The 25,752-nt window shown below is 59.0% G+C and carries 23 protein-coding genes and 2 pseudogenes; 17 read left to right on the top strand and 8 right to left on the bottom strand.

What is annotated here, in order from left to right:
• Together ACGYK9_RS18325 and ACGYK9_RS18320 are read right to left on the bottom strand one after the other, a co-directional pair.
• Positions 1 to 445: pseudogene (locus tag ACGYK9_RS18325) on the bottom strand (hypothetical protein); the annotation flags it as partial.
• 92 nt (positions 446 to 537) lie between these two features.
• Entirely contained in the window at positions 538 to 1,719 is a 1,182-nt protein-coding gene (locus ACGYK9_RS18320; protein WP_152467152.1) for a Fic family protein, read from the bottom strand.
• A gap of 1,238 nt (positions 1,720 to 2,957) precedes the next feature.
• Between ACGYK9_RS18320 and ACGYK9_RS18315 the strand changes: the two genes are divergently transcribed.
• Positions 2,958 to 3,296 (top strand): DUF736 family protein, encoded by a 339-nt coding sequence (locus ACGYK9_RS18315; protein ID WP_065331505.1) that lies wholly within the window; start codon positions 2,958 to 2,960, stop codon positions 3,294 to 3,296.
• 568 nt (positions 3,297 to 3,864) lie between these two features.
• Here the strand turns inward: ACGYK9_RS18315 and ACGYK9_RS18310 are convergent.
• The 5 genes from ACGYK9_RS18310 to ACGYK9_RS18290 form a co-directional block, all read right to left on the bottom strand.
• Positions 3,865 to 4,512: a glutathione S-transferase family protein gene (locus ACGYK9_RS18310; RefSeq protein WP_051372683.1), complete on the bottom strand. Its 648-nt coding sequence runs from the start codon at positions 4,510 to 4,512 to the stop codon at positions 3,865 to 3,867.
• The gene (locus tag ACGYK9_RS18305; protein ID WP_152467180.1) at positions 4,512 to 5,414 is read right to left on the bottom strand and encodes an SDR family oxidoreductase; all 903 of its coding nucleotides are present in this window, start codon (positions 5,412 to 5,414) and stop codon (positions 4,512 to 4,514) included. The genes ACGYK9_RS18310 and ACGYK9_RS18305 overlap by 1 nt, the downstream gene beginning before the upstream one ends.
• 42 nt (positions 5,415 to 5,456) lie before the next feature.
• Entirely contained in the window at positions 5,457 to 5,954 is a 498-nt protein-coding gene (locus tag ACGYK9_RS18300) for a luciferase family protein (protein ID WP_036051542.1), read from the bottom strand.
• An 8-nt stretch (positions 5,955 to 5,962) separates the two neighbouring features.
• Positions 5,963 to 6,778, bottom strand: coding sequence for a class III extradiol ring-cleavage dioxygenase (locus tag ACGYK9_RS18295; protein WP_136340168.1), 816 nt, complete (start codon positions 6,776 to 6,778; stop codon positions 5,963 to 5,965).
• Positions 6,779 to 6,844: 66 nt separating this feature from the next.
• Complete coding sequence (locus tag ACGYK9_RS18290) at positions 6,845 to 7,252, bottom strand: DoxX family protein (RefSeq protein WP_043753122.1); 408 nt, start codon at positions 7,250 to 7,252, stop codon at positions 6,845 to 6,847.
• A 133-nt stretch (positions 7,253 to 7,385) separates the two neighbouring features.
• Here ACGYK9_RS18290 and ACGYK9_RS18285 point away from each other — a divergent pair, with 133 nt between their 5' ends.
• The 5 genes from ACGYK9_RS18285 to ACGYK9_RS18265 all read left to right on the top strand — a co-directional run bounded on the left by ACGYK9_RS18285 (position 7,386) and on the right by ACGYK9_RS18265 (position 13,447).
• Positions 7,386 to 7,739: a helix-turn-helix domain-containing protein gene (locus ACGYK9_RS18285; protein ID WP_229737775.1), complete on the top strand. Its 354-nt coding sequence runs from the start codon at positions 7,386 to 7,388 to the stop codon at positions 7,737 to 7,739.
• A gap of 252 nt (positions 7,740 to 7,991) precedes the next feature.
• On the top strand, positions 7,992 to 8,585 hold the full coding sequence (locus ACGYK9_RS18280) for a TetR/AcrR family transcriptional regulator (RefSeq protein ID WP_234163373.1): 594 nt from the start codon (positions 7,992 to 7,994) through the stop codon (positions 8,583 to 8,585).
• Positions 8,586 to 8,664: 79 nt separating this feature from the next.
• On the top strand, positions 8,665 to 9,204 hold the full coding sequence (locus ACGYK9_RS18275) for a TetR/AcrR family transcriptional regulator (protein ID WP_136340217.1): 540 nt from the start codon (positions 8,665 to 8,667) through the stop codon (positions 9,202 to 9,204).
• Positions 9,191 to 10,339 (top strand): efflux RND transporter periplasmic adaptor subunit, encoded by a 1,149-nt coding sequence (locus ACGYK9_RS18270; protein ID WP_152467181.1) that lies wholly within the window; start codon positions 9,191 to 9,193, stop codon positions 10,337 to 10,339. The genes ACGYK9_RS18275 and ACGYK9_RS18270 overlap by 14 nt, the downstream gene beginning before the upstream one ends.
• 27 nt (positions 10,340 to 10,366) lie before the next feature.
• Positions 10,367 to 13,447 carry an efflux RND transporter permease subunit gene (locus ACGYK9_RS18265; protein ID WP_152467182.1) on the top strand — a complete coding sequence of 1,027 codons (3,081 nt, stop codon included), beginning with the start codon at positions 10,367 to 10,369 and terminating at the stop codon, positions 13,445 to 13,447.
• 12 nt (positions 13,448 to 13,459) lie between these two features.
• On the opposite strand, the gene ACGYK9_RS18260 is transcribed toward ACGYK9_RS18265, so the two are convergent.
• Entirely contained in the window at positions 13,460 to 13,693 is a 234-nt protein-coding gene (locus ACGYK9_RS18260; RefSeq protein ID WP_336246031.1) for a hypothetical protein, read from the bottom strand.
• Here ACGYK9_RS18260 and ACGYK9_RS18255 point away from each other — a divergent pair.
• The 11 genes and pseudogenes from ACGYK9_RS18255 to ACGYK9_RS18205 form a co-directional block, all read left to right on the top strand.
• Positions 13,650 to 14,072: pseudogene (locus ACGYK9_RS18255) on the top strand (transposase); the annotation flags it as partial. The gene ACGYK9_RS18260 and the pseudogene ACGYK9_RS18255 sit on opposite strands and share 44 nt — an antisense overlap.
• Positions 14,073 to 14,195: 123 nt before the next feature.
• Entirely contained in the window at positions 14,196 to 15,407 is a 1,212-nt protein-coding gene (locus ACGYK9_RS18250) for a CaiB/BaiF CoA-transferase family protein (RefSeq protein WP_152467184.1), read from the top strand.
• Entirely contained in the window at positions 15,404 to 16,570 is a 1,167-nt protein-coding gene (locus tag ACGYK9_RS18245; RefSeq protein ID WP_172975950.1) for an acyl-CoA dehydrogenase family protein, read from the top strand. Before ACGYK9_RS18250 ends, ACGYK9_RS18245 begins: the two co-directional genes overlap by 4 nt.
• A 105-nt stretch (positions 16,571 to 16,675) precedes the next feature.
• Entirely contained in the window at positions 16,676 to 17,530 is an 855-nt protein-coding gene (locus tag ACGYK9_RS18240) for an SDR family oxidoreductase (protein WP_028284935.1), read from the top strand.
• Positions 17,531 to 17,567: 37 nt separating this feature from the next.
• Positions 17,568 to 18,374: an ABC transporter ATP-binding protein gene (locus ACGYK9_RS18235; protein ID WP_036538081.1), complete on the top strand. Its 807-nt coding sequence runs from the start codon at positions 17,568 to 17,570 to the stop codon at positions 18,372 to 18,374.
• Positions 18,367 to 20,286, top strand: coding sequence for a long-chain fatty acid--CoA ligase (locus ACGYK9_RS18230; RefSeq protein WP_276155048.1), 1,920 nt, complete (start codon positions 18,367 to 18,369; stop codon positions 20,284 to 20,286). The genes ACGYK9_RS18235 and ACGYK9_RS18230 overlap by 8 nt, the downstream gene beginning before the upstream one ends.
• Positions 20,287 to 21,174 (top strand): branched-chain amino acid ABC transporter permease, encoded by an 888-nt coding sequence (locus ACGYK9_RS18225; protein WP_276155047.1) that lies wholly within the window; start codon positions 20,287 to 20,289, stop codon positions 21,172 to 21,174.
• A gap of 3 nt (positions 21,175 to 21,177) precedes the next feature.
• The gene (locus ACGYK9_RS18220) at positions 21,178 to 22,251 is read left to right on the top strand and encodes a branched-chain amino acid ABC transporter permease (RefSeq protein ID WP_028095207.1); all 1,074 of its coding nucleotides are present in this window, start codon (positions 21,178 to 21,180) and stop codon (positions 22,249 to 22,251) included.
• A 10-nt stretch (positions 22,252 to 22,261) separates the two neighbouring features.
• Positions 22,262 to 23,071 (top strand): ABC transporter ATP-binding protein, encoded by an 810-nt coding sequence (locus ACGYK9_RS18215; RefSeq protein WP_043753147.1) that lies wholly within the window; start codon positions 22,262 to 22,264, stop codon positions 23,069 to 23,071.
• Between the two features lie 33 nt (positions 23,072 to 23,104).
• Positions 23,105 to 24,343, top strand: a complete 1,239-nt coding sequence (locus ACGYK9_RS18210) for an ABC transporter substrate-binding protein (RefSeq protein WP_346348376.1) — start codon at positions 23,105 to 23,107, stop codon at positions 24,341 to 24,343.
• A 94-nt stretch (positions 24,344 to 24,437) separates the two neighbouring features.
• Positions 24,438 to 25,688, top strand: a complete 1,251-nt coding sequence (locus ACGYK9_RS18205; protein ID WP_276155046.1) for an ABC transporter substrate-binding protein — start codon at positions 24,438 to 24,440, stop codon at positions 25,686 to 25,688.
• Positions 25,689 to 25,752 lie beyond the last annotated feature (64 nt).

Raw genomic sequence — 25,752 nt, 5'->3', positions numbered from 1 at the left:
GGCCGCAGTTCTCGATGGTCGGCTGACCGTCGCAAACAGAAAACGCGCCGCATGACCCCCATGTTTTGTCCACTCCCCCGAAAGCGTCTCGTCTCAGATTTAAGGGAAACGCGACATCGGCCTTGCGAATATGAGGCATCCGGGTGAGCGAAGCGGCAGGCTGCTGGTGCGCGGCGATCCACGATATCGCCTGGAACAGCCAGCCATCACGGTGCCAAGGATCGTCACCCTCCGCCAACGTCAGTTGTTTGATCGCTGCAGTCGCCTGCTCGGCATTGGCAGCAGGTCCCGGCACCCCCGCACCGCTCAGGATCTTGGCGACGTGGCGATATTGGCCGAGAACTATACGTGCAACCTGTTCGGCGAGTGCGTCCTCATCATCGATGGACCACGCCCAGCCGTGGCAGAGTTCGCCATGATCTATTGGAACGAGTTTGAGAGTCATGGGCACGCCGAGCCATTGCCCGAACTTGTAGGGGAGCAACCCAGCCACGATTGACATTCATGGTCGAATGGCAATTGTCATCGCACCTTTCTCTAGGCAGTGGTGGGTAGCGGATCGGTACCCTCGCTGAGGATGGTCAGATAGGCGCGATAGCTGAAAACACGCCCCCGCTTCCTCCCAGTAATCTCCTCAAGAATTCCGAAGCGTTGGAGGTCGGCGAGGGCCGCGTTCACCGTCGGAGCCGACAGACCGGTGTACTCGACCAGTTGGTTCGCGGTCAGGAAGGGGTGCTGCTGGAACAGTTCATGGATACGCAGTGACGAACCGGCGCGATCGCTTTGCGCTGAAATGCGCTCGCGATCCTCCTTAAACAGGTCAACAATCCGCGTGGCGGCATCAAATGCCTGGTTTGCCGTATCCGCCACGCCAGCGAGGAAGAAGTCAAGCCAAGCCTCCCACTGACCATGCTCACGAACCTCCTGGAGCAGGCGATAGTAATCAGCGCGATGCGTCTTAAGAAACAAGCTCAGATAGAGGAGAGGCTTTTGCAGCACCCCATTGACGCAGAGGTACAATGTTACCAGCAACCTGCCGATGCGGCCATTGCCGTCGAGAAAAGGGTGGATGGTTTCAAACTGGACGTGCAGCAGTCCTGCCTTGATGAGAGCAGGAAGGCGGGACTGGTCGTCGTGCATGAAGCGTTCAAACGCGCCGAGGCAATTGTCCAGTTCCGTGACGGGGGGTGGAACGTACAGCGCATTACCGGGACGTGTCCCTCCGATCCAGTTCTGGGAGCGCCTAAACTCCCCGGGGTCCTTGGTGCCGCCACGTCCGCTTTGCAGCAAACGCGCATGCATCTCGCGGATTAGCCTCAGGGACAGTGGCAAGTCTTCGAGGCGCTCCAACCCGTACATCATGGCATCGACGTAGTTCGAGACCTCGCGGATGTCATCGATTGGCTGGCCCGCCTGTGCTTCGGTCTCGAAACGCAGCAGGTCTGTCAGCGTCGATTGCGTTCCTTCGATCTGTGAGGAAAGTACGGCCTCCTTGCGGACATACATATAGAGGAACAGTTCCTGGCGCGGCAGAAGCATCGTGATGCCATCCAGCCGCCCTAAGGCGCGCTCCGCGAGGCTGAGTCGGTCGAGAAGCCCCAGTACGTCGATTGTTGGGACTGGAGGCAGGGGAGGTGGTACGAAGGCGCGGACCGTCTCTCCTGCAACGGGGGTTTCGACAAAGCGGCCAAGGCGTTGGTTGGGGTCTGAATCGGTCATAGCTCACTATGATGCCCCTCTTTTATTTAAGCAATACGGGCTTCGCTTAAATAGTGGGTAGGCTAAGATAAGCGGGTTTAATTAACGTGGTGAGAGTAGGTCAGTGGCAATATGAGCGGGTTCATGGCAGCTTCCTACTGCTCTCGGTTGCAGGAATCCTTCCCGATGCCTGTGCGGAATAGCCTCTTCCAGAGAACACCATCGATCACGAGTCGCCAATCGAGACCTTTCGGCTCATTGGCCCGCATTACGGGCGTCCTACGCGATATGGCAGCTACGCGCACGACAACTCGGATGGCTGAAGAAGGCCAAAGGTCGTATCTGTTACATTCCGAGTCGGGGTTAGTTTCATCAAATCGGCGAACGGAATTCGTGGGTGCTTGTTGTCCATAAATCATCCTGCCCTTTGGTCAGGACCGCGCCCTACTCGGTCGGCTGCATGCAGCCGCCCTCCCCGAGCTGAAACGCTGCCTCTCCCTGCGACGTACCGCTGGCCGTGCCGTCTCCTCCGGAGCCAGCCCGACCAGCCGTCGCATGGTCGTGGCAACGCTTCATCTCGGCCATTCGGTAACGGTCGCTGGGGCGGGGCGGGTCGCTTCAGTAGTCTCGTTTTTCCCGTGTCAGCCGGTGTTAGTCCTCGCTTTGCCGGACATGCTGTTCTGCCATCATTGACCGCAAAGGAGTTTCGACAACCGCCGGATCGCTCTGGCCAAAGCTGGCAGAGGGTCGGTGTTGGACGCGATGTAAAAAATCGCAAACTATTGGGATGCCGAAGAGGGTTGGTCCGAAATCGGGATGACCCGCGCCCGGTGCAGATGCCACGGCGGTCTGCTTGAAATCGCTCAGCCAGATGGCACCTCACTCGACCAACTTACCACGGGCAAGCGGTCGCGCCACGTTAGGCAAGGCTCGGCAAAGCGCGAACCCGTCCGGCTGCGGCTCGGGGTGAGAGGGCAGAAAGGACACCGCCCCCGGCAGTTTCATCGGCTGTTCACCTGGGTGTCCTTCGCGGCCACCGCACTTCTCCCGATGTGTTGCTCTGCATGACATGCTGGTCGCAGCTGTCGTCCCGTCCACAAAGGTTGTCGCCGATCTTTTTCCCCTGACCCTACGGGTCATTCCTCGCGCGCCAAAAAGACCGGCGCCTGCCCCTCTCCGCTACGCTTCGCCTTCGGTGTGGCCGGGCCTTGGCCAGCTGCAAGGTGACCATCATTGCAATGCAAACAAGGAGAAGAGCAATGACCACGAACTGCATTAAATTCACCAGCACCGACATCGAAACCGCCAAGGGCGTCGGCTCCATCTCGACCCTGACCTTCGACCTCGACATCACGGTCGAACCCGTCGCGAGCACGAACCCGATGGCCCCCACGCACCGCGTCCTCGGCCGCTCCCCGCGCGGCAAGCTGGTCGAGTGCGGCGGCATCTGGAAGAAGCAGAACAAGGAGACCGGCGCCGACTACTACACGCTGACCATCCGCGACCACGGCTTCAACGCCAACCTCGGCAAGGCCGCAAACCAGGACGATCTGTCCCTGCAGGCTGTCATCCCTTGGGGCCCCAAAGACGCCGCCTAAGCCAACGGCCAGACCGCTCCGGCGGTCTGGTTTTTTCTTGTTCCTGGGAACGACAGCGGTTTGAGTGAACGAACGAAATATGAAGCCCCGAAGCAGCCTATTGCGGGCAACATTGCGAGCTTCATAAGTCCTACACCACCCTTGCTCAGGGCAGCATGACCCCGCGGTTCTGAACGGTCACATACATCAGCGTCCAAGAATTAAGGGAACAGTGACACCCGCATAGCTGTCCTGCACGGTTACACTGTGCTCGGCATCCCGCTCGCGGAGGCCGTGAGATCAGTCTTTGTCTTGGACGAACGGCACGTGCTCAATTGGCGCGACGGATGCTGAGTTATCGGACCTGATGAATACACTCCGCGCGAAAACTCTAAAGATCGGGATGAGACACAGCATCTACATCCCAAAACCGCCGCATTGCTTCCGGAGGAACTCTTGTCAGGTTGGTTGTCGCGGCTGTCTGCGGCTAATTTCTGTCATGCGACGCTTCCTGCTCATGTCTAAATCTGATAGCGCGCCGATCGCCGGACGTGATGCAGATCGTTCAATCATCGCGGCGAGCGCGATGTCAGGCGAAGAGCGCAAGAAGCGGTGCTACGGCCTTCTGCCAGCTGTCACGCGCTTCAAGCCGGCCGATCCAGCCCGCGATTCTGGGGAATTCGTCCAGCGAAATCCCCGCTTGGTCGCGATACATGAATGTGGTCGCCAGATAGAAGTCGGCAAGGCTGAGTGCGCCTGCAATCCAATCCTTATCGTCGAGTCCGGTTTCCAGAACGGCAAGGAACTGATCGGTGGCTTTCCGTTCCGCTTCGACCACAGTAGGATCAGGATCGCCCATGCCGAATTTCTCTTTGAGGAACAGCTCAAAGGACAACTTCTGCATCGCCGGGCCTAGGTGGATGGCTTGCCACCAGGCCCACTGATCGACGAGGGCCCGCGTCTTGAGGCCATCAGGATAGAGCCCTGCCTCGGGCCGGATCCCGGCCAGATAGGCACAGATCGCCCGGGACTCCCAGAGCACGAAATTCCCGTCCTCCAAAACAGGCACCTTTGCATTTGAATTGCGGGCAAGAAATTCCGCCGCGCGGTTGTCCCCGGCACGGATGTCGACCTCGACGATTTCGAGTTCCACGCCCAGTTCGTGCGCCACCGCCCGTACACGCAGCGCATTCGGTGAGAAGTTCGCGTTGTAAAGCCTCATGACATTTTCCAGCATTATTGTTCCTGCGGCGCCTGAAGAAGCGCCGCGCGGTTAGCGGCCAGGAAATCGGCCACCGACTGTCCGGGCTTGCCGGTGAGCGATTCGAGATCGCCGCTGGCCACATCGAGATAGCCCTGCGCGATTGCTTCGTCGAAGGAGGCAAAGACCCTCGCCATGAACTCCGGCAGTCCATTTGCGATCATCGCCTGCACCAGATCCTCGGCGGGCAGGGCGACATAGGGGATTTCCTTACCCGCAATTTCGGACAAGATCGCCGCGACCTCGGCCTGGCTGACCGTCTCCGGCCCGGTGATATCGAGGGTCTCCCTTCCCGTAGCTTTCATTAGCGCCGCGGCTGCGGCACGGGCGCAATCCGCGCGTGTCACATATCCGGTCTTGCCATCTGCTGCGGCGGAGAAATGCGTGCCCATGGCGACGCTCTGCTGGCCGCCCATCAACAGAAAGTCGGTGTACATATTGTTGCGCAGGATCGTATGATCCGCCCCACTTTCCGTGATCAGCTTCTCGGTCCCTTCGTGGTCTTGAGCGAATCCGATTGGACTTTCCGCGACTGGGCCTGCGAAGGAGGTATAGACGATGTGGTCGATACCTACCGTCTTGGCCGCAGCAATCGCATTGGAATGAGCTGCGAGCCGCTTGCCCGGCTCCAGATCGTCGGTGGAGATGATGAGGAGACGCTTGCCGCCCGCGAAGGCTGCTTCAAGAGAAGCCGGGTCGTTGAAATCGCCCTCGCGCGCCTCGACTCTTTTTCCCGCCAGATCGGCAAGCTTGTCGGGAGTGCGCGAGATCGCGATGACCGGCCCGGCACCTGCCTGAACCAGCAGGTCGACCACCTGCCGGCCAAGTTGTCCGGACGCGCCGGTCACGATGAAGGGGCCGTTCTGGATGTTGGACATGGTATCTCTCTTATCTTGATGTTTCTGCAAGCGCGCTTGCGATCAATCGTGGATTTGGGTGGGGGCGGGATTCGCCAGCTTGCCGCGCGCGAAACCCCAGCTTGTGGTCAGGATTTTGATCATCACATCGACCTCTGCCTCATCGCGTGGAGCAAAGGCCATGATCGCATTGGCCGGGATGTATCCGGCCGAGGCCATCGGGTGCTGTTCGCCCCATCCCTTCGCGATGAGTTCCTCAACCGCCGCCAGCGGCAGCATCATGTGCGACGAACCGTCATAGGCGGGATGCACATGCGCAAATTCGCGTCCGATCATGAAGGCTTCGCGCGGGCCGCAGGCATGCGGCCGCGGCAGGACTAATGCCTCGGCGCCGGGGACCGAAATACCCGATCGGCAACGCTCGACGAAGGGCAGGGCGAAGGCCTTCTGCTTGAACAATGCGTGAATCTCGGCCGAGGAGTTCTGCGACACTTGCTCATGCGGGGCGCACTCGGTGGTTTCGGGGCGCGGACCCTGCCGCAAGGGAAGTTCGAAGCACATATCTGGTCCTATCCAAATCTGAACGCGCTTTCGACCGCGCCCAATACGTGATCCTCGAGGGTCTTTTCCCCCCGATCCGCAAGCGCGGCGCCGGCCACGACGTGCAATGGAATTAGATGTTCCTCGCGCGGATTGGCGTCGCGTGCGCCGGGTGCCCGATCCCAAGCAGCCAGCATGGCGCGGCGCGCCCCGGGGTCTTCATGGGTCACCGCACCCGTGAGCCATCGGTCGAAGTCGCCGCCGTTCACCGGGCCATCGGGTCCGCCCCTCATCGCCCGCATCATCTTGCCCATGTTGTGATAGGTGTTGCCGGACCCGATGATCAGAACACCTTCGTCTCGCAAGGGCGCCAACGCGCGACCAGCAGCAAGATGCGCCTCAGCGTCGAGATCGTCGCGCAGGCTCAGTTGGACGGTAGGTATGTCGGCCTCAGGCAAAGCCACCTTTAGCGGAACAAACACCCCATGATCGAAGCCACGCGTAGCGTCGGCCCGGGTTTCAAAACCCGCGCCATTCAATAGCTCGCTTGCACGGGCCGCCAGCGTAGGATCGCCTAGCGCGGGCCAGGTCAGCTGATAAGTATGGGGGGGAAACCCCTGATAGTCGAACAGCAGCGGCGGCGCGGAGTTGGTCTGCACGGTAAACACCCGTTCCTCCCAATGGCCTGAGATCACGAGAAGCGCCTTGGGCTTTGCCGGCAGGCTCGCAGGCAAAGCCTCAAGGAATCTGCGGTGCCTGTCCCAGGTGTCAGGCGGGTTCCAGTCCATGAAGAAGCAAGGGCCGCCTCCATGGGGAACAAACACTGTCGGCTGCCTTTCGGTCATTCTGTCGTCCTTTTGAACCCCAAGCCCGAGGGTGGATGGCCAGCGCCGTGGCAACTCCGCATCGGATTAATTCGTCTCTGTCGGAAACGTCGGCGCATATGCCGACTTTACCGCACGCACGCGATTGGCTGTCATCCACGAGGCGATCAGGAGCACCCAGGTCGCAAGAGCCGGTGGCCAGCCTGGATCGCCCGCGCCCACATGCGCCCCGAACGCCAACACCAGATGCCAGAACATCGCCGCGTAAGCCCAGTCCGCCAGCATCGCCGAAGGGCGCCAGAGAATCACCACCGCGCCGACAATCTTCAAAATCGCGAGCGGCCAGATGATGTATGTGGGATAGCTCAACACCTCGCGATACATGCCCGCGACCATATCGTGGGATGAGATGTAGAAAGTCGCCGCACCCAGATAGACCAGCGCCACAAGGCCGGTCGCGATCCAGTAGACATACTTTGCCACGTTGTCACTCATCACCGCACTCCCTGTTTGCAAGGGCTTGTTCAGCCGCAGTTTCCGCTCTAAGTACCTTTAGGTGTCTTGCATCGTTCGTGAAAGTAGGCACTTAAAAGTAACTAGATTACTTTAACCGCGAGGATAATCCACGATGAAGAGCGTCCAGCCCCCCTCATGCCCGATGGAGGCGCTTCTGCGTGTCATCACAGGCCCTTGGACGATCTATATACTCTGGGTTCTGTCCGAGCAGGGACCGCAGCGTTTCGGCGCGCTCAAGCGTTTGGTGCCCGGCATTTCCACCCGGGTCCTGACCGAGAGGCTGAGAATGCTGGAACATGCTGGCGTTGTATGGCGCGAGCAGGCCATGACCATCCCACCCGCTGTCACCTACGGGCTGACTGAGCGCGGCGCGGAACTGCGCGGCGTGCTGGACAAGCTTGGCTCGATCGCACGCCGCTGGGAGGCCGAGGGTGCCTTTGTCGGGACCGCAAGCGCGGCAGAATGACGGTACCCCTCCTGTTCGCGGGATAATCCCGCGCCCGAGAACAACTCAGGCAGAATCAGACCCGAAGCTCATGACGAATTGAAAACGGCGCTAGAAAAAGCCGCCAAGCGGCGCTTGGTGGGGTAGATCCGCACAGCTTTACGCTTTGCTGCTAAATCAACTTCTATCTACTATACTCACTAGACGGTACAGTAAAGCTTGTAACCGCCTAGTCCTGCCTGGGATAGAGAGAACGAGATGCCCGTGAGAAAAATGGCCGACGTCATGATTGGTGCGCGCGAGGTTTTCTTCCGATGCGGTTACGAAGGAGCCACGGTCGATGCAATTGCCGCTGAAGGAAAAGTGTCGAAGGCAACCATGTATTCGTATTACCCGACCAAGGAGCAACTGTTCCTGAGCGTGGTTGAATCCGAATGCGGTCGGCTTGCGGACGAAATCCTCCGGCCCTTGATCGCGTCTTTGGAGCCGCGCGCCCAGTTGGAAGAACTCGCCCTTCGCATGGTCGACCTCACCTTGGACGACACCTACATCCGTCTCCTGCGAACGTGCGTTGGCGCCTCCGAGGCACTGCCCGAAGTGGGTGAGGTTTATTTTCGCGCAGGCCCGAAACCTGCCCGCGAACTCGTCGGTCGGATTCTGGAGCGCCTTACGCGCGAAGGCGCGCTCGATGTCGATGACGTCCGGCGCGCGTCCGATCACTTCATACACCTTTGCGTTTCGGGGCTACTTATGCCGCGCCTTCTCGCAGTGAAACGAGCTGTCCACCGCGAGCAACATGCGCGCGAAGCGGTCGCTGCATTCCTGCGACTTTACGGTAGCGGCCACAGAGACAAATTTTCAGATTGAGCTCGCTTGCCAAATACGGGGCAGCGCATTAGCTCGCCCAATGACTTAACCGACCGGACGGTACAGGGTGACTGCACAAGTGGAAAAGCAACCGAAGAACGCCTCGCCGAAGATTCTCGGCGCTGCGCGGGCGATTGCGCTGCGAGAAGGCGCGGGAAAGATCACGATCGACGCCGTCGCTCGGGAATCCGGCCTCAGCAAGGGTGGGGTGTTGTACAACTTCCCCACCAAGAAAGCGCTTCTGGCCGGGCTGCTCGACGAAATGCTCGCGGAGCACCGCGAACGTCTGGCGTCGGTCCCGGAAGGGCACAGTTCCCGCACCCTGCGCGGTCATCTCGAGACAGTTCTGCAAGCCGTAAGCACCGATGATGACCTTTCGATGGCTATTCTCGCGGTTTCGGCGTCGGATCCGAATCTTCTGGACCCGCTGAGAAGAGAGCTGTCCCGTGATGTCGAGCGCATCCGTTCGGACGCGCAGGACGACACTGCGGCGATGGTTCTTTTTTTGGCGATCCAGGGTCTTCGTTTCCAGAGGCTTCTTCGCCTCGCGGATGGTGACGACGATCAGCAAGACGCCGCCATCGACAGATTGAAGGACATGATAAATGAGCTTGAATAGAACCAGATACTTCCGAGGAGGTGCCGCTGGATTGGTCGCCCTTCTTCTCGCCATTGTCCTTCTCGTGCAATTCAACCCGGACATCGCATCCAAGGTCTTCGCGCAGACTACGGATGAGGTTTCCGGTGCCGATGCGCAAGGGAGCGCCGAGCAAGACATGGCCCAACCGGTCACGGTCGAAGTATCGCGTGCCGAGCTTCGCGATAGCGATAGGGCGCGCAGCCTGGCAGGCCGCGTGGAGCCCGCCCGGACCGTGGATATTGCCTTTCAGGTTTCGGGTCAGCTTTCCGACCTCGCGGTAGATGCTGGGACTCGGGTCGAGAAAGGCGATTTAATTGCCGCGCTCGACCCAGTCGATTTCGAATTGGCCGTGGATCGGGCGCAGGCCTCTTTCGACCTCGCAAAATCCGAATACGATCGTGCGTTGAGTCTGACCGAGAGGGGGGTGGCGACCGACGCCCGACTTGAAACGAACCGCGCGCAGCTTGCTCAGGCAGAAGTCGCCCTGCGTGAAGCGGAGCGACGCTTGGCTCAAGCCACGATCACCGCGCCCTTCGACGCCATTGTCGCGCGCATCTTTCTGGAGGAGTTTTCGAACGTCACCCCTGCGGCTCCGATTGCCAGGTTGCAGGACATCAGTGAAATGCGGGTGCGGATTTCGCTGCCCGAGGAACTCGCCGCGATGGCACGGGCCCAGCCCGATGCATTCAGGGTAACCGCCTCTTTCCCCGCCGTGCCGGGATATGACGCAACTCTGTATCTGCGGAAATTCGTGACCGATGCAGACCCCACAGCCCAAACCTATGACGTCGAGTTTGCAATCGAGGGCGCCATCGACCCGAGATTGCTGCCCGGAATGACGGCGAATGTGCGCGTAGCCGCCGCCGCGGAGGGTGCGCAATCGCGGTTGGTAGTCGTCCCGGTCTCGGCGATCGACACGACGAGCCGGAGCGAGCCGTCCATCTGGCTGTATGACGAGGGGACCGGCCGGGTGTCTCGTAAGACGATCCGCCTGGGGCTGCCGAACGACGACGAAATCGTCGTGCTTGAGGGGCTCTCCGGAGACGAACTGGTTGTGTCCGGCGGGTGGTGGCGCCTGAAGGAAAACGAAACAGTCGCGGTTCGCGGCCTCTGAACGATCCTGGACCGGAAAACCGAAACCATGACAATGAGTATTTCCCGCGCAAGCATCCGACGTCCGGTCGCCGTTTGGCTGGCAATTATCTTTTGCCTTCTCGGCGGTTTGTGGGGGCTGAACACGGTCGGACGCCTCGAAGACCCGAGTTTCACGCTCAAGACGGCGCTCGTTTTCGTGCCCTATCCGGGCGCGACGGCGATGGAGGTGGAAGAGGAAGTCACCGATGTCGTGGAAAGCGCACTCCAACAGATGAAGCAGCTCGACCGGGTGGAATCGAAATCCATGCCGGGCATGGCCCAGATCACGGTCGAGATCGAGATGACCTATGGGCCCGACGAGATTCCGCAGGTCTGGGACGAGATGCGCCGCCGTATCCGCGACATCGAAGGAGAGCTTCCCTCCGGTGCGCAGTCTCCGATCATCAATGACGATTTCGGCGACGTCTACGGCATGTTCTACGCTGTGACGGCCGATGGGTTGAGCGCCTCGGAACAGCGAGACCTCGCGACTAAACTGCGGCGCGACCTTGTCACCGTCGACGGGGTGGCCAAGATCGAGGTTCAGGGGCTGGCTGAAGAGGAGATCATCATTTCGATCCCTTCGGCGCGCCTGACCGAACTGGGCCTGCCACCGGACCAGATCCTCGGTATCATCGCCGACGAAAACCAGGTTTTCTCCAACGGCGAGATCAGCGAAGGGCTGTCTCGGCTGGGCGTGTCCGTTCCGCCGGGTTATGTCAGCGTCGAGGGCATAGAGGCGCTGCGGCTCGGCGCCCCCGGAGAGGTCGGGCAGATTGCGCTCTACGACATCGCTCGCGTGGTCCGAGAGGAGACAGAGCGGCCGAGCCAGATCGTGCGTCACAATGGCACGCGGGCCTTCACCCTCGGGGTCTCGGCGCTCGTGGACCGCAACGTTGTCGAGGTCGGCAGATCGGTCGAGGCACGGCTGGACCAGCTGAAGACCGAATTGCCGGACGGCGTCGAGATCGTACCGATCTATGAACAGCATAAGGTCGTCGACGAAGCGGTCTCGAGCTTCCTCGTCGGCCTCGGTCAATCCGTGGCCATCGTCATCGGGGCGCTGATGCTGACCATGGGTTGGCGCGCGGGTTTGGTCGTGGGTGCCACGCTGGGCCTCACGGTTTTTTCCACACTGTTTTTCATGTCTGTCTTCGGCATCGAGATGGAACGGATCAGTCTCGGGGCTTTGATCATCGCCATGGGCATGCTGGTCGACAATGCCATCGTGATCGCCGAAGGCATGCTGATTGGCATGGCGCGGGGCAAGTCCGCCGAAGACGCCGCCGCCGATACAGAGACCGCGACAGGGTTTCCCCTGCTTGGGGCCACCGTGATCGGGATCATGGCGTTTTCGGGCATTGGGCTATCGCCAGACGCCACCGGAGAATTCCTGTTCTCGCTTTTCGCGGTTATCGCGATTTCGTTGCTGATGAGCTGGATCCTCGCCGTAACCGTTACACCCTATCTTGGGAAGCTCCTTCTGAAGGCGCCAAGAGACACCTCCAAGGACCCCTATCGCGGCTTAGTCTATTCGGCTTATCGCGGTTTCCTCTGGATGGCGCTGCGCGCCCGCGTGCTCGTAGTCCTGACGGTCGTCGGAATCACGGTCTGGTCGGTCATGGCCTTCGGCCAAGTCAAGCAGGCTTTCTTTCCGGCGTCGAACACCCCGATATTCTACGTCGAATTCCAGATGCCACAGGGCACGGACATTCGAGCCACGAATGAAGAAATGGCCCGGCTCGAGGCGATCATCTTAGGCGAGGAGATAGTGACGGACGTTACAACGCTTGTCGGGCGAGGGGCCAGCCGCTTCATGCTGACCTACAACCCTGAGCAGGCCGATGCGAGCTACGGTCAGCTGATCGTGCGTGCGACCGATGCCACACTCATCCCCGATGTTGCGGCGCGTCTCAATCGCGAACTGCCGGCGCAATTCCCCAATGCTCTTATCCGCGTCGAGGAGATCGTCTTCGGTCCGCCTGCCGGGGCCGATGTCGCCGTTCGCTTTTCGGGACCCGATCCGGTAGTCCTCCGGCAGCTATCGGATAACGCGCTTGCGATCTTCGACGAGGCCGGCACGATCACAAACCCGCGCACAGACTGGCGACAGCGCGAAATTCTCGTCGAACCCATCGTCGACGAGGCTCGCATGCGGTTGGCCGGTGCGACTCGCGGATCGATTTCCGACACCGTGCAATACGGGACCTCGGGCCTGCGGGTCGGCACCCTGCGCGAAGGCGATGCCGAAATCCCTATGTATCTGCGGCTTCCCGAGGTCGAGCGCGACGGGCTGGATCGTTTGCGCGATCTCTCCGTCTGGTCGCCGGGTGCAAATGGCTATGTGCCGATGGCCAACCTCGTCTCCGGCTTTGAGCCCCGCCTCGTCGAGGCCCTTATCCACCGCCGCGACCGTGAGCGTACGATAACGGTCCTCGGCGGTGCAGGCGGCGACCTGACAGCAGATGAGGCCTTTCGCAGTGTCCGCTCTGATATCGAAGCCATTCGGCTTCCCGAAGGCTACACGATGGAATGGGGTGGCGAGTTCGAAAGCGCGGGAGAAGCGCAGGCAAGTCTCGGCAAACAGCTTCCCTTGGGCTTTCTGGTAATGCTGACAATTTCGATCCTGATGTTCAACAAAGTGCGCCAGCCACTGATCCTGTGGCTCGTGGTTCCGATGTCGGTCACGGGGATGGTTCTTGGTCTGCTGTTCACTGGGCTACCGTTCACGTTCACGGCGCTTCTCGGCTTCTTGTCCCTTTCCGGGATGCTGATGAAGAATGCCATTGTGCTGGTGGAAGAAATCGATCAGCAACGCGCCGAAGGTGTCGAGGACTATCAGGCGGTAATCGATGGCTCGGTCAGCCGTTTGAGGCCCGTCGTGCTGGCTGCGGGCACAACGATTTTCGGTATGACTCCGCTCATATCAGACGCCTTCTTCGCATCGATGGCTGTCACGATCATGGGTGGCCTCGCGTTCGCCTCGATCCTGACACTGGTCGCGGTGCCGGTATTGTATGCGCTGTTCTTCTTGATCAAGCCGCCTAAACAAGAAAACGCTCCTTCAGGTTCCCCAGCGACAGCCTGAACGCAGATGCAGTTATAAGCGTTTCTCTGAGCGCCCTCGACCCGTCTTAAGGACGGTGTAGGCATGTTCCGTCGCCTCAAGCGCGCCTTCGAGAAAACCGCCGAATGTCGGAGCCACTTCGGTGCCGCCAAAGACGAGCGCTTCGTCCCACAGGCCTGAAAGAACGCACGGCAGGCCATAGTTCGGGTGGGCAAAAAAGACAGCGAAACTGCGGCTGGCAGCACGCCAGGCGCACTCCCGCTCCATGGTCTAGGCCTTCAAGGCATGGACCGAGGCCCAACTGCTACGCATTCCCGGCAAGGACGGTCTCGCGAAGGCCTTCCGCTATGGTCTCAGCTGCTGGCCGTCATTCGAGCTCTTCCTTGGAGATGGCCGCGTCGGCATCGACGACACCACCGCCGAGCGCGTCATGCGCCCGATCAGCATCGGGCGAAAAAACTGACTTTTTGCAGGCTCCGACAGCGGTGGCGAAACGCTGTCCCGGGCGATCTCCCTTGTCGAGACAGCCAAGATGAACGGCCACGATCGGCAAGCCTGGCTGGCCGAAATCCTCGACCGCATCCACAATCACATGACCAACCCGCTCAACGAACTGCTTTCATGGAACTGGACGCCGATAAACTGATCCGCGGTAACAACCGGGCGGTTACGTTTTTGGGGAAGTGATTACCTTTGAATCTTGAGGTCCGACTTCGCCTTTGCTAGGAATCGAACAACCATTAGAAAATTAGCAAAGTCGAAAGTGCAGATGTCTGGACCCCTTGATCAACTGAAGATTATAGAACTTGGTCACGTAATTGCCGGACCACTTGCGGCAGCTTTACTCTCGGATTTTGGTGCAGATGTCATCAAGATCGAAGCCCCCAACCGGACGGATATGATGCGCGACCTTGGACCCAAGGCAGAGGATGGGGTGGGCGTCTGGTGGAAGACTTTGGGCCGTAACAAGAAAACACTAGGCCTGGACTGGAAGTCCGACGAGGGCCGGGACATCCTGCGAAAGTTGGTCGAAGATGCCGACGTGCTGATCGAAAATTTCCGACCGGGTGTGCTGGAACGTGCCGGTGTTGGGCCAGACGTCTTGCACGATTGGAACCCGGACTTGGTTGTCTTGCGGGTTTCAGGTTACGGACAGGACGGTCCGATGCGCGACGTGCCAGCGTTTGGGCGTGCTGCGGAGGCCATGAGTGGATTAGCGCATCTGACCGGTTTTCCCGACGGGCCGCCGATGCACCCCGGCTTTCCGGCGGCCGACAGCACGACAGGGCTGATGGGCGCTTTGGGAATCATGATCGCGCTATTTGCTCGCGAAAAGGGCATTGCACGCGGTCAGGTCGTCGATCTTGCGGTGTTCGAGGCGTTGCTTCGGTTGATGGACTATCCTGTTCCCGCATTGACGGGCGCGAACCTCTCGCCGCGGCGCAATGGGCTGCGCCAGCCGATGGACTTTGCTCCGGGGGGGATGTTCCGAACGTCCGATGGGGTGTGGCTGACCGTTTCCGCAGGGAGCGCGGAAACCGCGCACCGACTGTTGCGGGCAGTCGGCGGGGACGCCCTTGCCGATGATCCGCGGTTTGCGACACTCGGCGAGATGTCGCAGCACATGACGGTGGTCTTTGACGCGATCAATGATTTCGTCACGCAGCACACGGCTAAGGAAGTGGAGGCGGTATTCGCCCGCCATGATGCCGTTGCCTCGCGTGTGTTGAGTGTCGAGGAAATCGCGACGAACGAGCAGATACGCCATCGCGGGGATATCGTGTCGGTCGCTGGCGAACAGACTCAGGTCATTGGTCCGGTCCCTCATCTCAGCGCGACGCCCGGTCAGCTTCGTTGGCTGGGACGACCGCCTGGCGCAGACAGCCAAAGCATTCTGCGTGATCTTGGTTTTGACGATGAGCGGATCGCTGCCCTATGTGAGGCTGGGCTCGTAAGATTGGAAAGAGGGCGCGCGCTATGACATTTCGATTGACCGCCGACCAACAAGAGATTCGCGACCAGGTTCTGCGGATTTGCGCAAGGTTCGACGACGACTATTGGCTGGATCGGGATCGCAACGGTGGTTTTCCCCATGAACTGCACAGGGCAATGGCCGATGGCGCCTGGCTGGGTATCGCCATGCCAGAAGCTGTCGGCGGCGCTGGTCTGGGGATCACCGAGGCGACCATAATGATGCAGGCAATCGCCGAGTCGGGGGCCGGCGCAAGCGGAGCCTCGGCCATCCACATGAACATTTTCGGGCTCAACCCGGTGGTGAAGTTTGGGACCGATGAGCAGCGCGCGCGTATGCTTGGCCCTCTAATAGCAGGCGATGAAAAGGCCTGTTTCGCCGTGACCGAACCGACGACGGGGCTGGATACCACAAAGCTGAAGACCATGGCGGTGCGGCGGGGGGACAGATATGTCGTGCACGGACAAAAAGTCTGGATTTCTACCGCGCAGGTGGCAGACAAGATGTTGCTTCTGGCCAGAACAACGCGGCTTGAGGATGTGAGCAGCCCGACCGAAGGGCTGAGCCTGTTCTATACAGATCTCGACCGAAATTTCGTTGACGTGCGAGAGATCGAAAAGATGGGTCGAAAGGCTGTCGATTCGAACGAAGTCTTCATCGATGGATTGCCGATTCCGGCTGAGGACCTGATCGGGGAGGAGGGCAAAGGCTTTAGGCAAATTTTGCACGGGTTGAATCCCGAACGCATCCTGGTGGCCGGTGAATGCATCGGTATTGCGCGCAACGCACTGGCGCGAGCGGCGCATTATGCAAACGAACGTGTGATTTTTGACCGCCCGATCGGCCAAAATCAGGGTGTTCAGCATCCACTCGCCAAAGCCTGGGCGCGAGTGGAATCTGCCAATCTCATGGTGATGCACGCTGCAGCCCTCTACGATGCGGGAGAACCCTGCGGCGTCGAGGCGAACGCCGCCAAGCTTTTGGCCGCCGACGCCGCGGTCGAGGCGACCGAAGCCGCGCAAATTACGTTTGGCGGATTCGGATATGCTAAGGAATATCACGTGGAGCGACTGGTACGTGAAGCTCTGCTGTTCCGCATCGTACCGGTGACACCGCAGATGCTTCTGTCGTTCATAGCAGAAAAAGCCCTTGGACTTCCAAAGTCTTACTGATCGGAGATAACGGGCGGGGCTGGTGGGAAAAGTTGTCTTGACCAATTTTCTAACGCCCGTTAGATTACTGGCAGCTGCCCCTAATGGGGAATGGGAGGAGGCGTCATGAATAAGACGCAGTTTGGGTCTTCGAGGGAGGACCTATCAAAACGTGCAACCGTTTACGCAAGCGGTTTATTCACCGGCAAAGTCGTTGTGGTGACCGGGGCCGGAGGCGGATTGGGGCTGGCAATTGCGACCTTGTTCGCAAGGCTCGGGGCCAATCTGGCGATCAATGGACGCAACGAAGAGAAACTGGCTTTGGCCAAGGAGTTTCTTGAAAGTTTCGGGGGCGAAGTTTTCGCTGTGCCTATGACCATCCGGGAGCCTGAGCAGGTCGAGGATTTTGTCGCCAAGACGAACCAGGAGTTCGGGGCGATTGACGTATTGGTGAACAATGCTGGGGGTCAGTTTCCGCAAGCAGCGTTGGAGTTTAGTCCAAAGGGCTGGAATGCGGTCATAGACACCAACCTGAACGGCACGTGGTGGATGATGCAATCCACGGCGCGCCACTGGGTTGCCAACAAGCAATCGGGCTCCATCGTCAACATCGTGGCCGATATCTGGCGCGGCATGCCCGGCATCGCGCATACCTGTGCGGCCCGGGCAGGGGTAGTTTACCTGTCCAAGTCGGTTGCGGTGGAGTGGGCCCCGCACGGTATCCGAGTGAACTGCGTGGCGCCGGGTTGCTGCGAAAGCAACGGTTTCGGGAACTACCCTCCGGAGGGTTCTGCGACCTTTCAGGACTCCAACCCGATGCGGCACGCCGGGGACGAATGGGATGTCGCTGAAGGGGTTGTCTATATGGCGGCGAATTCAGGGAAATTCGTAACCGGAGAAGTTCTGAACATCGACGGTGGGCAGCAATTGTGGGGGGATCCATGGCCAACGGGGCGGCCGGACTACTTCCGGATTACCTGATGTTGGCCGTGAACCTTAGGGGGACAATGATATCTAGATGACGACTAAGATTAAAACAGCAATCGGAGCCGATGATGGGGCGATACTGGAGTGCAGCGGGGTCGAGCGACGGTTCGGCGGCATCGTCGCTGTCACCGGTGTGGACCTCGTCATTCGGCAGGGGGAAATCTTTGGACTTGTCGGCCCGAACGGCAGCGGCAAGACAACACTGACGAACGCAATTACCGGGTTCTACCCACCGAATGTGGGGACTGTCCGGTTGGCAGGAAAGGAAATCACGGGTACGGCACCTCACAAGGTTGCCAAGCTCGGCGTCGCCCGGACGTTCCAGAATCTTGCCTTGTTCAACGGGATGAGCGTTCTGGACAACATCCTGCTGGGGCGGCACATCCACATGAAACCGGGCGTTCTGCGCACCGCGCTTTACTGGTGGGCAGCACAGCGTGAAGAAATCGAAAACCGCAAGATCGTCGAAGAGGTGATCGAGTTTCTACAACTCGAGAGCATCCGGCATGAGTTGGTCGATGGCCTTCCGATCGGGTTGAAAAAACGGGTCGAGCTGGCGCGGGCATTGGTGGCCGAGCCACAGATGCTGATTCTCGATGAACCGATGGCCGGCATGAACCAGGAAGAGAAAGGGTATATGTCCCGTTTCATTCTGGATGCCCGTGCCGAACGCGGCGTCAGCGTTCTGCTGATCGAACACCATATGGATGTCATCACCGGCATTTGTGATCGGATGCTGGCCCTGAATTATGGTGAAATGATCGCCAGTGGCATCCCCAAGGAGGTTGTGAAGGACCCGCGGGTCATCGAGGCATATATCGGAGGGTCGCATGACTGATTTGACGAAGAAACAGTCTTCGGGCGGCGACACGATCGGCGCAATTCTGGCGCGGAACGCCTCGAAACACGGTTCGGAAATCGCGCTTCGCGAAAAAGAGCGTGGGATCTGGAAGGAAACCACATGGGCGGAATACGCCGAAGAGGTGCTGGCCTGCGCGGCCGGGCTTGAGAAAATCGGCGTAACACCGGGCAAGGCGGTGCTTATCCTGGGCGACAACCGGGCGCGGCTGTATGGCGGAATGCTGGCTATTTCGTTGCTGGGTGCCTATGCAATGCCTGCCTATCCCGGCGCGACGCTCGAAGAACTCCGGCACTTTCTTGGCGAAGTCGAAATCGTCGCGGCCATCGCTGAAGATCAGGAACAGGTTGACAAGATCCTGGAGCTGAAGGACGCGGGCGCCGAGGGGATCGACCACATCATTTATGACGAAGCGCGGGGCCTTGGTTTCTATGAGGTCGAAGGGCTGATGTCCTGGGATCACCTGATTGAAGTCGGTCAGCACGATCTGAATGAAGCCCCCGGCCTGCGCGAAGAGCTTTACGGTCGTGCGAAACCCGAAGATCCGGCCATCTTCATGCATTCGTCAGGGACCACGGGCAAGCCGAAAGGTATCGTTCTAAGTCAGAAAAATGTTCTTGCTGCCGCTAAGAACGGGCATGCAGCGGGCGCATTCGACGAAAACGAGGAAATCCTGGCCTATCTGCCGATGGCCTGGGTGGGCGATTTTGCCATTACCGTCGCGGCGGCCCTGCTTTGGCGGTTCACCGTGAACGTGCCGGAACGTCAGGAAACGGTTGTGCGCGACATGCGCGAAATCGCTCCGACATTCTATCTGGCGGCGCCAAGAAGCTGGGACCAGATGCTGACGACGATCCAGGTCGGTATCGAGAATTCGACCCCGGTCAAGAAATGGTTGTACCATTTCTTCATGGATCGGGCCATCGCAGCTGAAATGAACAAGCTGAATGGCAAAAGCGGCGGTGTACTTGAGCCATTGGGCCGGCTTCTGGGCGAGGTGATGGTTTTCGGTCCGATCAAGGACCAGTTCGGGATGAGCCGCCTAAAGAATGCGTTCACCGGCGGTGAAGCGATCGGGGAAGACACCTTTGTGTTCTACCGCGCCCTGGGGATCAAGTTGCGTCAGCTCTACGGCCAGACCGAGAACAGCGCGATCAACGCGATTCAGGCTCCGGGCGAGGTCCGTCTTCATACGGTTGGCAAACCCGCGCCTGGCGTCGAGGTCAGCATTGCCGAAGACGGTGAGATCCTGGTGCGCTCGGACAGCGTGTTCGAAGGGTATTTCAACAAACCCGAAGCGACCGCCGAAGCGCTTGAGGGCGGGTGGCTGCATACCGGCGATGCCGGCTATCTGGAAGACGACGGACACCTGGTTGTTCTGGGCCGTGTCTCCGAGGTCATGCACACCGCCGACGGTGAACGTTACGTTCCAAACTACATCGAGAACCGGTTGAAATTCAGCCCGTATATCAAGGATGCGGCCGTGATTGGCGCCGGGCTGAAGGAACTGACGGCGATGGTCTGCGTGGATTTCGAGGCCGTGGGGCACTGGGCCGAAGTGAACGGCGTACCTTACGTGTCATATGCCGATCTTTCTCAGCGTGAAGAGGTCGCGACGTTGCTTCGCGAGGCCTTCCAACGGGTCAACAAGGCCGTCACCGAACCATTGCGCCTGCAACGCTTTGTCAGTCTGCCGAAAGAATTCGACCCGGACGATGGTGAAATCACACGGACACGAAAACTGCGGCGCAAGGTCGTTCAGGAACGCTATGCTGACGTGATCGCGGCGCTCTACGACGGTTCAAAAGAGGTCCACGTAAGCGCGCAGGTGACTTACGAGACCGGGGAAGTAGGGAAGGTCGAAAGAAGCCTTCCTATCAGGGAGGTATAAATGGACTGGGTCTTTCTATCAGAGCTTGCGATCAACGGAGCCTTGACGGGTTTGCTGTATTCGCTATTCGCCATCGGCCTCGTGCTGATTTACAAGGCGTCTTCGGTGCCCAATCTGGCGCAGGGCGGGTTGACCATGGTCGGGGCCTATGTGGTCCTGGCTCTGGCGCGCGATGTGGGTTTGCCCTTGTGGCTGGCCATCCCTCTGGCTGCGGTTGTCATGTTCGCCCTTGGGTTCGGTATCGAGCGTGTTGCCCTGCGCCGTCTCGCAGGTCGGCCGGTTGTCATGATCTTGATGCTGACACTCGGCCTCGACATTTTCCTGCGGGGTACGACACTTGCCATCTGGGGCGGAACGTCGCGTTCGATGGAACTGGGCGTCAGCTATGATCCGCTGTTCCTGGGCGACATCTTCATCAGCCGCATCCATCTGGTCGGTGCCGGTGTCGCGCTTGCCTTGTTTGTCGGCTTCATGCTGTTCTTCCAAACCCGGACCGGGATCAAGCTGCGGGCGATCGCGGATGATTACATGGCTTCGTGGTCGGTCGGCATCTCGGTTGAACGCGGAGTTGGGTTGTCCTGGGCATTGGCATCCGTTGTTGCCGTCGCCGCTGGCGTTATCTGGGGCGAGATTCAGGGTGTCGATCAGGCGCTGTCGCTGTTGCTTCTCAAAGGTCTGACGGTTGCCGTTCTCGGTGGTCTCGACAGTATCCTTGGCGCCGTGATCGCAGGCATCATCCTGGGCGTCGTCGAAAACGTTGGCGCTGATTTCCTCGATCCGCTTGTCGGAGGCGGAAGCCGTGAGCTTATCGTCGCTGCCGTGCTCATTCTTACCGTCATGATCCGTCCGCACGGGCTGTTCGGTCGTCACGACATCGAAAGGGTGTAAGGCATGTTTTACAGACTTTCTGGCGTCCATCACGCCAACTACGTTTCGGATAGCCGAATCTTCAAGGTGCCTGCTGACCGGAATCTGACAGCATTCATCTTCTTGATTGGCCTTGCCGCGCCATTCATCATCCCGTCGCTTTATCTGAACAGCTACATGCTTCCTTGGCTGATCTGGACGGCCGCCGCGCTTGGATTGAATCTGGTGACAGGTTGGGCAGGCCAACTTCACTTGGGTTATGCTGCAGTCATGGCCGTCGGAGCGTATTCGTCGATCCATGCCGCGCGTTTCGGGGTGCCGTGGGAATTCGCCCTTATCATCGGCGGATTGACGTCATCCGTGATCGGCAGCCTGTTCGCTTTTGCCGCTTTGCGGGTCAAGGGCCTCTATCTCGCTCTCACTACTCTCGCTATGCAATTCGTGATGGACTGGGTTCTGACCCACTCTCCGGCGATCTCGGGGGGCTCACACGCGTCGCTCCAGTCACCGACATTGGCGCTGCTCGGGCAAGAGATTACCACTGATACTGGCTTCTACTATGTCGCCTTCGGCTGGTGTGTGTTGGTGACGATCTTCATGCTTAATCTCAAGCGGACTGGACTCGGTCGCGCCTTGGTCGCTGTCCGGGAAAAAGACTTTGCGGCCGCGATCCTGGGTGTGAACAGTTTCTACTACAAAATCCTCGCATTCGCGACTTCTTCGTTCATCGCAGGCGTCAGCGGTGCGTTGCTTGTTGCCACCTTTTTCTTTCTCGCCGCACCCGAGCAATTCTCGGTTGCCGTTTCGATCCAGGTTCTTGCGATGGTGATTGTTGGCGGCCTTGGCAGCATTATCGGTTCCTATTTCGGTGTTGCCCTGATCCTTCTTGTTCCGGGTATCGTGAACGGTCTCGTCGTCACGCTGAGTGACGGGCTTGGCATGCAGATCGATGTTGAAACACTCGCTCACATCCCGAACGCAGTCTATGGCGCACTGATCGTCATTATCCTTCTGATCGAACCACTCGGTTTGGGAAAACTCTACGGCAACATCAGAGACTATCTGATGGTCTGGCCCTTCGATCAGTTCAAGAAATAGGGGAATGCCGATGCAAGAAAAAGTTGAAGCCCAGAACATTCTGTCCATGAACAGTGTCGAGGTGCTGTACGACAATGTAATGCTGGCGATCAAAGGTGTTTCGGTTCAGGTTCCAAAGGGCGAGATGATCGCACTTTTGGGTTCTAACGGAGCGGGAAAAAGCACCACGTTGAAAGCGATCAGCGGTCTTTTGAAAGCCGAGCGCGGACGCATCAGCCGAGGTGAGATAACGTTCCAGGGAACGGACATTACCGAAGCGCTCGCGCAAAAACGCGTCGAGATGGGCATCTGTCATGTCATCGAAGGGCGGCGGGTCTTCGAACACCTGACCCCCGACGAGAACCTGACCGCCGCCGCGCCACGCGGAATGTCCCGATCAACGCTGAATGCGGAAAAGGAAAAGATCTACGGATATTTTCCGCGGCTTGCCGAACGCAAGAATTCGCAAGCAGGCTATTTGTCGGGTGGTGAGCAACAGATGCTTGCCATTGGGCGGGCCCTCGTGACCCAGCCGAAGCTGTTGATGCTTGATGAACCAAGTCTCGGGCTTGCTCCGTTCCTGGTCGAGGAAATCTTCGGCATCTTGCAAAAGATCAATAAGGATGAGGGCCTGTCCGTCCTGCTGGTGGAACAGAACGCCTTGGCGGCTCTGGAAATCGTTTCGCAAGGGTACCTTATCGAAAACGGCCGCGTTGTTATGCACGGCACCGCCGAGGCGCTCAAATCTAACTCCGACATTCAGGAGTTCTATCTAGGCGGCGGAGAGACCGATTTTCACAACGTCAAGCACTACAGCCGACGCAAACGTTGGCTGAGCTAACGTACTATTCGGAAACTGTTCAGGGAGGAACAAATGAAGAAACTTACCAAAGCGCTGGCTGTATTTTCAATGGTTGGCGGGGCGCTGTTCGGCACCCAGGCGCTGGCCGAGCCATTCAAGATCGGCATCTGCTACGATCTCAGCAAAGCCTATACCTTTGTCACGCCGCAGGTTTCGCAGGCCGCGATGGACCTTGCCAAGCTCATCAACATGAAGGGCGGCATCGGTGGGGAACCGGTCGAAGTCATCGTGCGTGACCACGGGAACGAACCGCAGCGCGGAATCGAGTGCTACTCGAAACTCAGCCGCGAGGGCGTCTTTGTTTTCGATACCCTGTCCACTCCGGTGTCTCTGGCTATCCTGCCGCGGGCCATGGAAGACGGGCGTATCCTGATGCAGTCTCTTGTCGGGCGCGGCGATGCCGTTGATGGCACCGTCTTCGATTGGGTCTATCCGATCGGGCCGACCTATTGGGGACAGGCCGCCAACGATGTCGCCTACATCAAGCAATTGCATGACGGCGATCTGTCAGATGTGAAGGTCGGGTTTGTTTACTTCGATTATCCCTTCGGGCAGGAGCCGATCGAGATCCTGGAAACCCTGTCCGAGAAAGAGGGTTTCGAGCTTGAACTGTACCCCGTGCCACTGCCTGGCAGCGACCAGGCCGGCGTGTGGTCCAAGGTGCGCCGCGACAAGCCCGATCATGTGATCGTCTGGATGCTGGGCGGTGCCCATGTGGTTGCCTCGAAAGAGATGAAGCGCAATCGCATTCCGATGGACAAATACATCTCGGTCAACTGGCTGAACGAAGTCGATATCGCCAACATCGGTAAAGAGGCCGCCAAAGGTATCAAGCGCGGGACCAATGTCGTGGGCGGTCAGGATATTGCCCTGTATCAGGAAATCATGGCCGAGCTTTATGACAAGGGCGAGGGATCCGGCCCGATCGAGAAGACGCAGGACGTTTTCTACAACACCGGGCTGGCCATGTATTCGATCATGTTCGAAGCCGCGCGCAAGGCAGCGGAAGCCGAGGGGCTGCCGATCACTCCGACATCCTACAAGGCCGGACTGGAGTCGCTTGAGGGCTATGACGCGAACGGGCTGATGGCCCCCATTACGGTGACGGCCGAAGATCATGGCGGCGGGGGCAAGACCCGTATCGAAATGTGGGACGGAGAGACTTGGGTGCCGCAAACCGACTGGATCTCTGAATACGCCGACGTCGTGTGGGACGTGGTTAAAGAAAGTTCCTCAAAATACGGGCAGTGAAAGACTGACACAGGAAGGGTTCCGCCATGCGGGGCGGCAGTGGCCCATGAAACGGTATAACCGCCCTAAATCAAACCAACGGGAGAGAGAAACGATGAAGATCAAACAGCACATAAAGGCGGTGGCCCTGACTGCCGCGCTGGCAGCAAGCGCGACTGTGGCCGCAGCGCAGGACAAGGAGCCGATCCGCTTCGGACTCTGCTTCGACCTCAGTAAATCCTACACGTTCATTTCGCCGCAAGTGGCCCAGGCGGCACAGGACCTCGCGAGGTACACCAACGAGAACGGTGGGATCGAAGGGCATCCGGTGGAAATCATCGTGCGCGATCACGGCAACGAACCGCAGCGCGGCGTGGAATGCTACGAGCAGCTCAAGCGCGAAGGTGTGTTCCTATTCAATTTTCTGTCCACGCCGGTCACGAACGCGGTTCTGCCGCGTGCGATGAAGGACGGGAACGTGTTGATGCAGTCTTTCGTTGGCCGCGGTGACGCGGTGGACGGCGAAGTATTCGAATGGGTTTTCCCGGTCGGTCCGACGTACTGGCAGCAGGCGGCAAATGACGTTGCCTTCATCAAGGATCAGATGGACGGTGACTTGAGCAAAGCGAAGATCGGGTTCATCTATCTGGATTATCCCTTCGGTCAGGAACCGATCGAGATCCTGAAAACGCTTTCCGAGAAGGAAGGGTTCGAACTGGAGCTTTATCCCGTGCCGCTTCCGGGATCGGATCAAGCCGGCGCATGGAGCAAAATCCGCCGTGACAAGCCAGATTATGTGATCAGCTGGCTACTGGCGGGCGGACATGTGGTTGCCTCGAAAGAAATGCGTCGCAACCGTTTCCCGATTGACCGCTATCTTGCGGTGAACTGGCTGAACGAAGTCGATATCGCCAACATCGGAGTGGAAGAGGCGAAAGGCATCCTGCGCGGGACCAACGTGGCCGGTGGCCAGGAAGTTCCGATCGTCAAGACGATGCTGGACACCTATTATGCCAATGGCAAGGGCAGCGGACCCGAGAGCCTCGTGCGCGACGTGTACTACAATACGGGCATGGCGATCTACTCGGCCGGTTTCGAAGCTGCGCGTATTGCGATTACCGAAAACGGTTGGCCGATCACACCGGAAAACATGAAGAATGCCTATGAATCGATCGAGAACTTCGATGGAAACGGCATCATGGCCCCGGTTACAGTGACCGACAAAGACCACGGAGGTGGTGGCAAGACCCGGGTCGAACAGTGGAATGGCGAAACCTGGGTTCCGCTGACCGACTGGAGCGCCGACTATCTCGACGTTGTTTGGGATGTCATCAAGCACAACTCCGCGACGTTCAAAGTCGAATAAGACTGGGCTTCCCCGCGGCCGACACGTCGCGGGGAAGCTTTCCGCAGTTAGATTGTCCCGAGAA

Origin of the sequence: Sulfitobacter sp. 1A15258 (genome assembly GCF_043557045.1) — a bacterium.
Taxonomy (GTDB): Bacteria; Pseudomonadota; Alphaproteobacteria; order Rhodobacterales; family Rhodobacteraceae; genus Sulfitobacter; species Sulfitobacter faviae.
Note: the sequence above shows the minus strand (reverse complement) of the source record. Positions and strands in the feature narration are given on the sequence as shown.

What these genes read in the sequence shown, in the direction of transcription:
- ACGYK9_RS18210 (WP_346348376.1), top strand. Translation starts at nt 23,105, where the DNA reads ATGAAGAAACTTACCAAAGCGCTGGCTGTATTTTCAATGGTTGGCGGG.
- ACGYK9_RS18315 (WP_065331505.1), top strand. Translation starts at nt 2,958, where the DNA reads ATGACCACGAACTGCATTAAATTCACCAGCACCGACATCGAAACCGCC.
- ACGYK9_RS18230 (WP_276155048.1), top strand. Translation starts at nt 18,367, where the DNA reads ATGACTGATTTGACGAAGAAACAGTCTTCGGGCGGCGACACGATCGGC.
- ACGYK9_RS18290 (WP_043753122.1), bottom strand. Translation starts at nt 7,252, where the DNA reads ATGAGTGACAACGTGGCAAAGTATGTCTACTGGATCGCGACCGGCCTT.
- ACGYK9_RS18310 (WP_051372683.1), bottom strand. Translation starts at nt 4,512, where the DNA reads ATGCTGGAAAATGTCATGAGGCTTTACAACGCGAACTTCTCACCGAAT.
- ACGYK9_RS18220 (WP_028095207.1), top strand. Translation starts at nt 21,178, where the DNA reads ATGTTTTACAGACTTTCTGGCGTCCATCACGCCAACTACGTTTCGGAT.
- ACGYK9_RS18285 (WP_229737775.1), top strand. Translation starts at nt 7,386, where the DNA reads ATGAAGAGCGTCCAGCCCCCCTCATGCCCGATGGAGGCGCTTCTGCGT.
- ACGYK9_RS18260 (WP_336246031.1), bottom strand. Translation starts at nt 13,693, where the DNA reads ATGGAGCGGGAGTGCGCCTGGCGTGCTGCCAGCCGCAGTTTCGCTGTC.
- ACGYK9_RS18235 (WP_036538081.1), top strand. Translation starts at nt 17,568, where the DNA reads ATGACGACTAAGATTAAAACAGCAATCGGAGCCGATGATGGGGCGATA.
- ACGYK9_RS18305 (WP_152467180.1), bottom strand. Translation starts at nt 5,414, where the DNA reads ATGTCCAACATCCAGAACGGCCCCTTCATCGTGACCGGCGCGTCCGGA.
- ACGYK9_RS18320 (WP_152467152.1), bottom strand. Translation starts at nt 1,719, where the DNA reads ATGACCGATTCAGACCCCAACCAACGCCTTGGCCGCTTTGTCGAAACC.
- ACGYK9_RS18300 (WP_036051542.1), bottom strand. Translation starts at nt 5,954, where the DNA reads ATGTGCTTCGAACTTCCCTTGCGGCAGGGTCCGCGCCCCGAAACCACC.
- ACGYK9_RS18240 (WP_028284935.1), top strand. Translation starts at nt 16,676, where the DNA reads ATGAATAAGACGCAGTTTGGGTCTTCGAGGGAGGACCTATCAAAACGT.
- ACGYK9_RS18270 (WP_152467181.1), top strand. Translation starts at nt 9,191, where the DNA reads ATGAGCTTGAATAGAACCAGATACTTCCGAGGAGGTGCCGCTGGATTG.
- ACGYK9_RS18265 (WP_152467182.1), top strand. Translation starts at nt 10,367, where the DNA reads ATGACAATGAGTATTTCCCGCGCAAGCATCCGACGTCCGGTCGCCGTT.
- ACGYK9_RS18245 (WP_172975950.1), top strand. Translation starts at nt 15,404, where the DNA reads ATGACATTTCGATTGACCGCCGACCAACAAGAGATTCGCGACCAGGTT.
- ACGYK9_RS18215 (WP_043753147.1), top strand. Translation starts at nt 22,262, where the DNA reads ATGCAAGAAAAAGTTGAAGCCCAGAACATTCTGTCCATGAACAGTGTC.
- ACGYK9_RS18205 (WP_276155046.1), top strand. Translation starts at nt 24,438, where the DNA reads ATGAAGATCAAACAGCACATAAAGGCGGTGGCCCTGACTGCCGCGCTG.
- ACGYK9_RS18225 (WP_276155047.1), top strand. Translation starts at nt 20,287, where the DNA reads ATGGACTGGGTCTTTCTATCAGAGCTTGCGATCAACGGAGCCTTGACG.
- ACGYK9_RS18280 (WP_234163373.1), top strand. Translation starts at nt 7,992, where the DNA reads ATGGCCGACGTCATGATTGGTGCGCGCGAGGTTTTCTTCCGATGCGGT.
- ACGYK9_RS18295 (WP_136340168.1), bottom strand. Translation starts at nt 6,778, where the DNA reads ATGACCGAAAGGCAGCCGACAGTGTTTGTTCCCCATGGAGGCGGCCCT.
- ACGYK9_RS18250 (WP_152467184.1), top strand. Translation starts at nt 14,196, where the DNA reads ATGTCTGGACCCCTTGATCAACTGAAGATTATAGAACTTGGTCACGTA.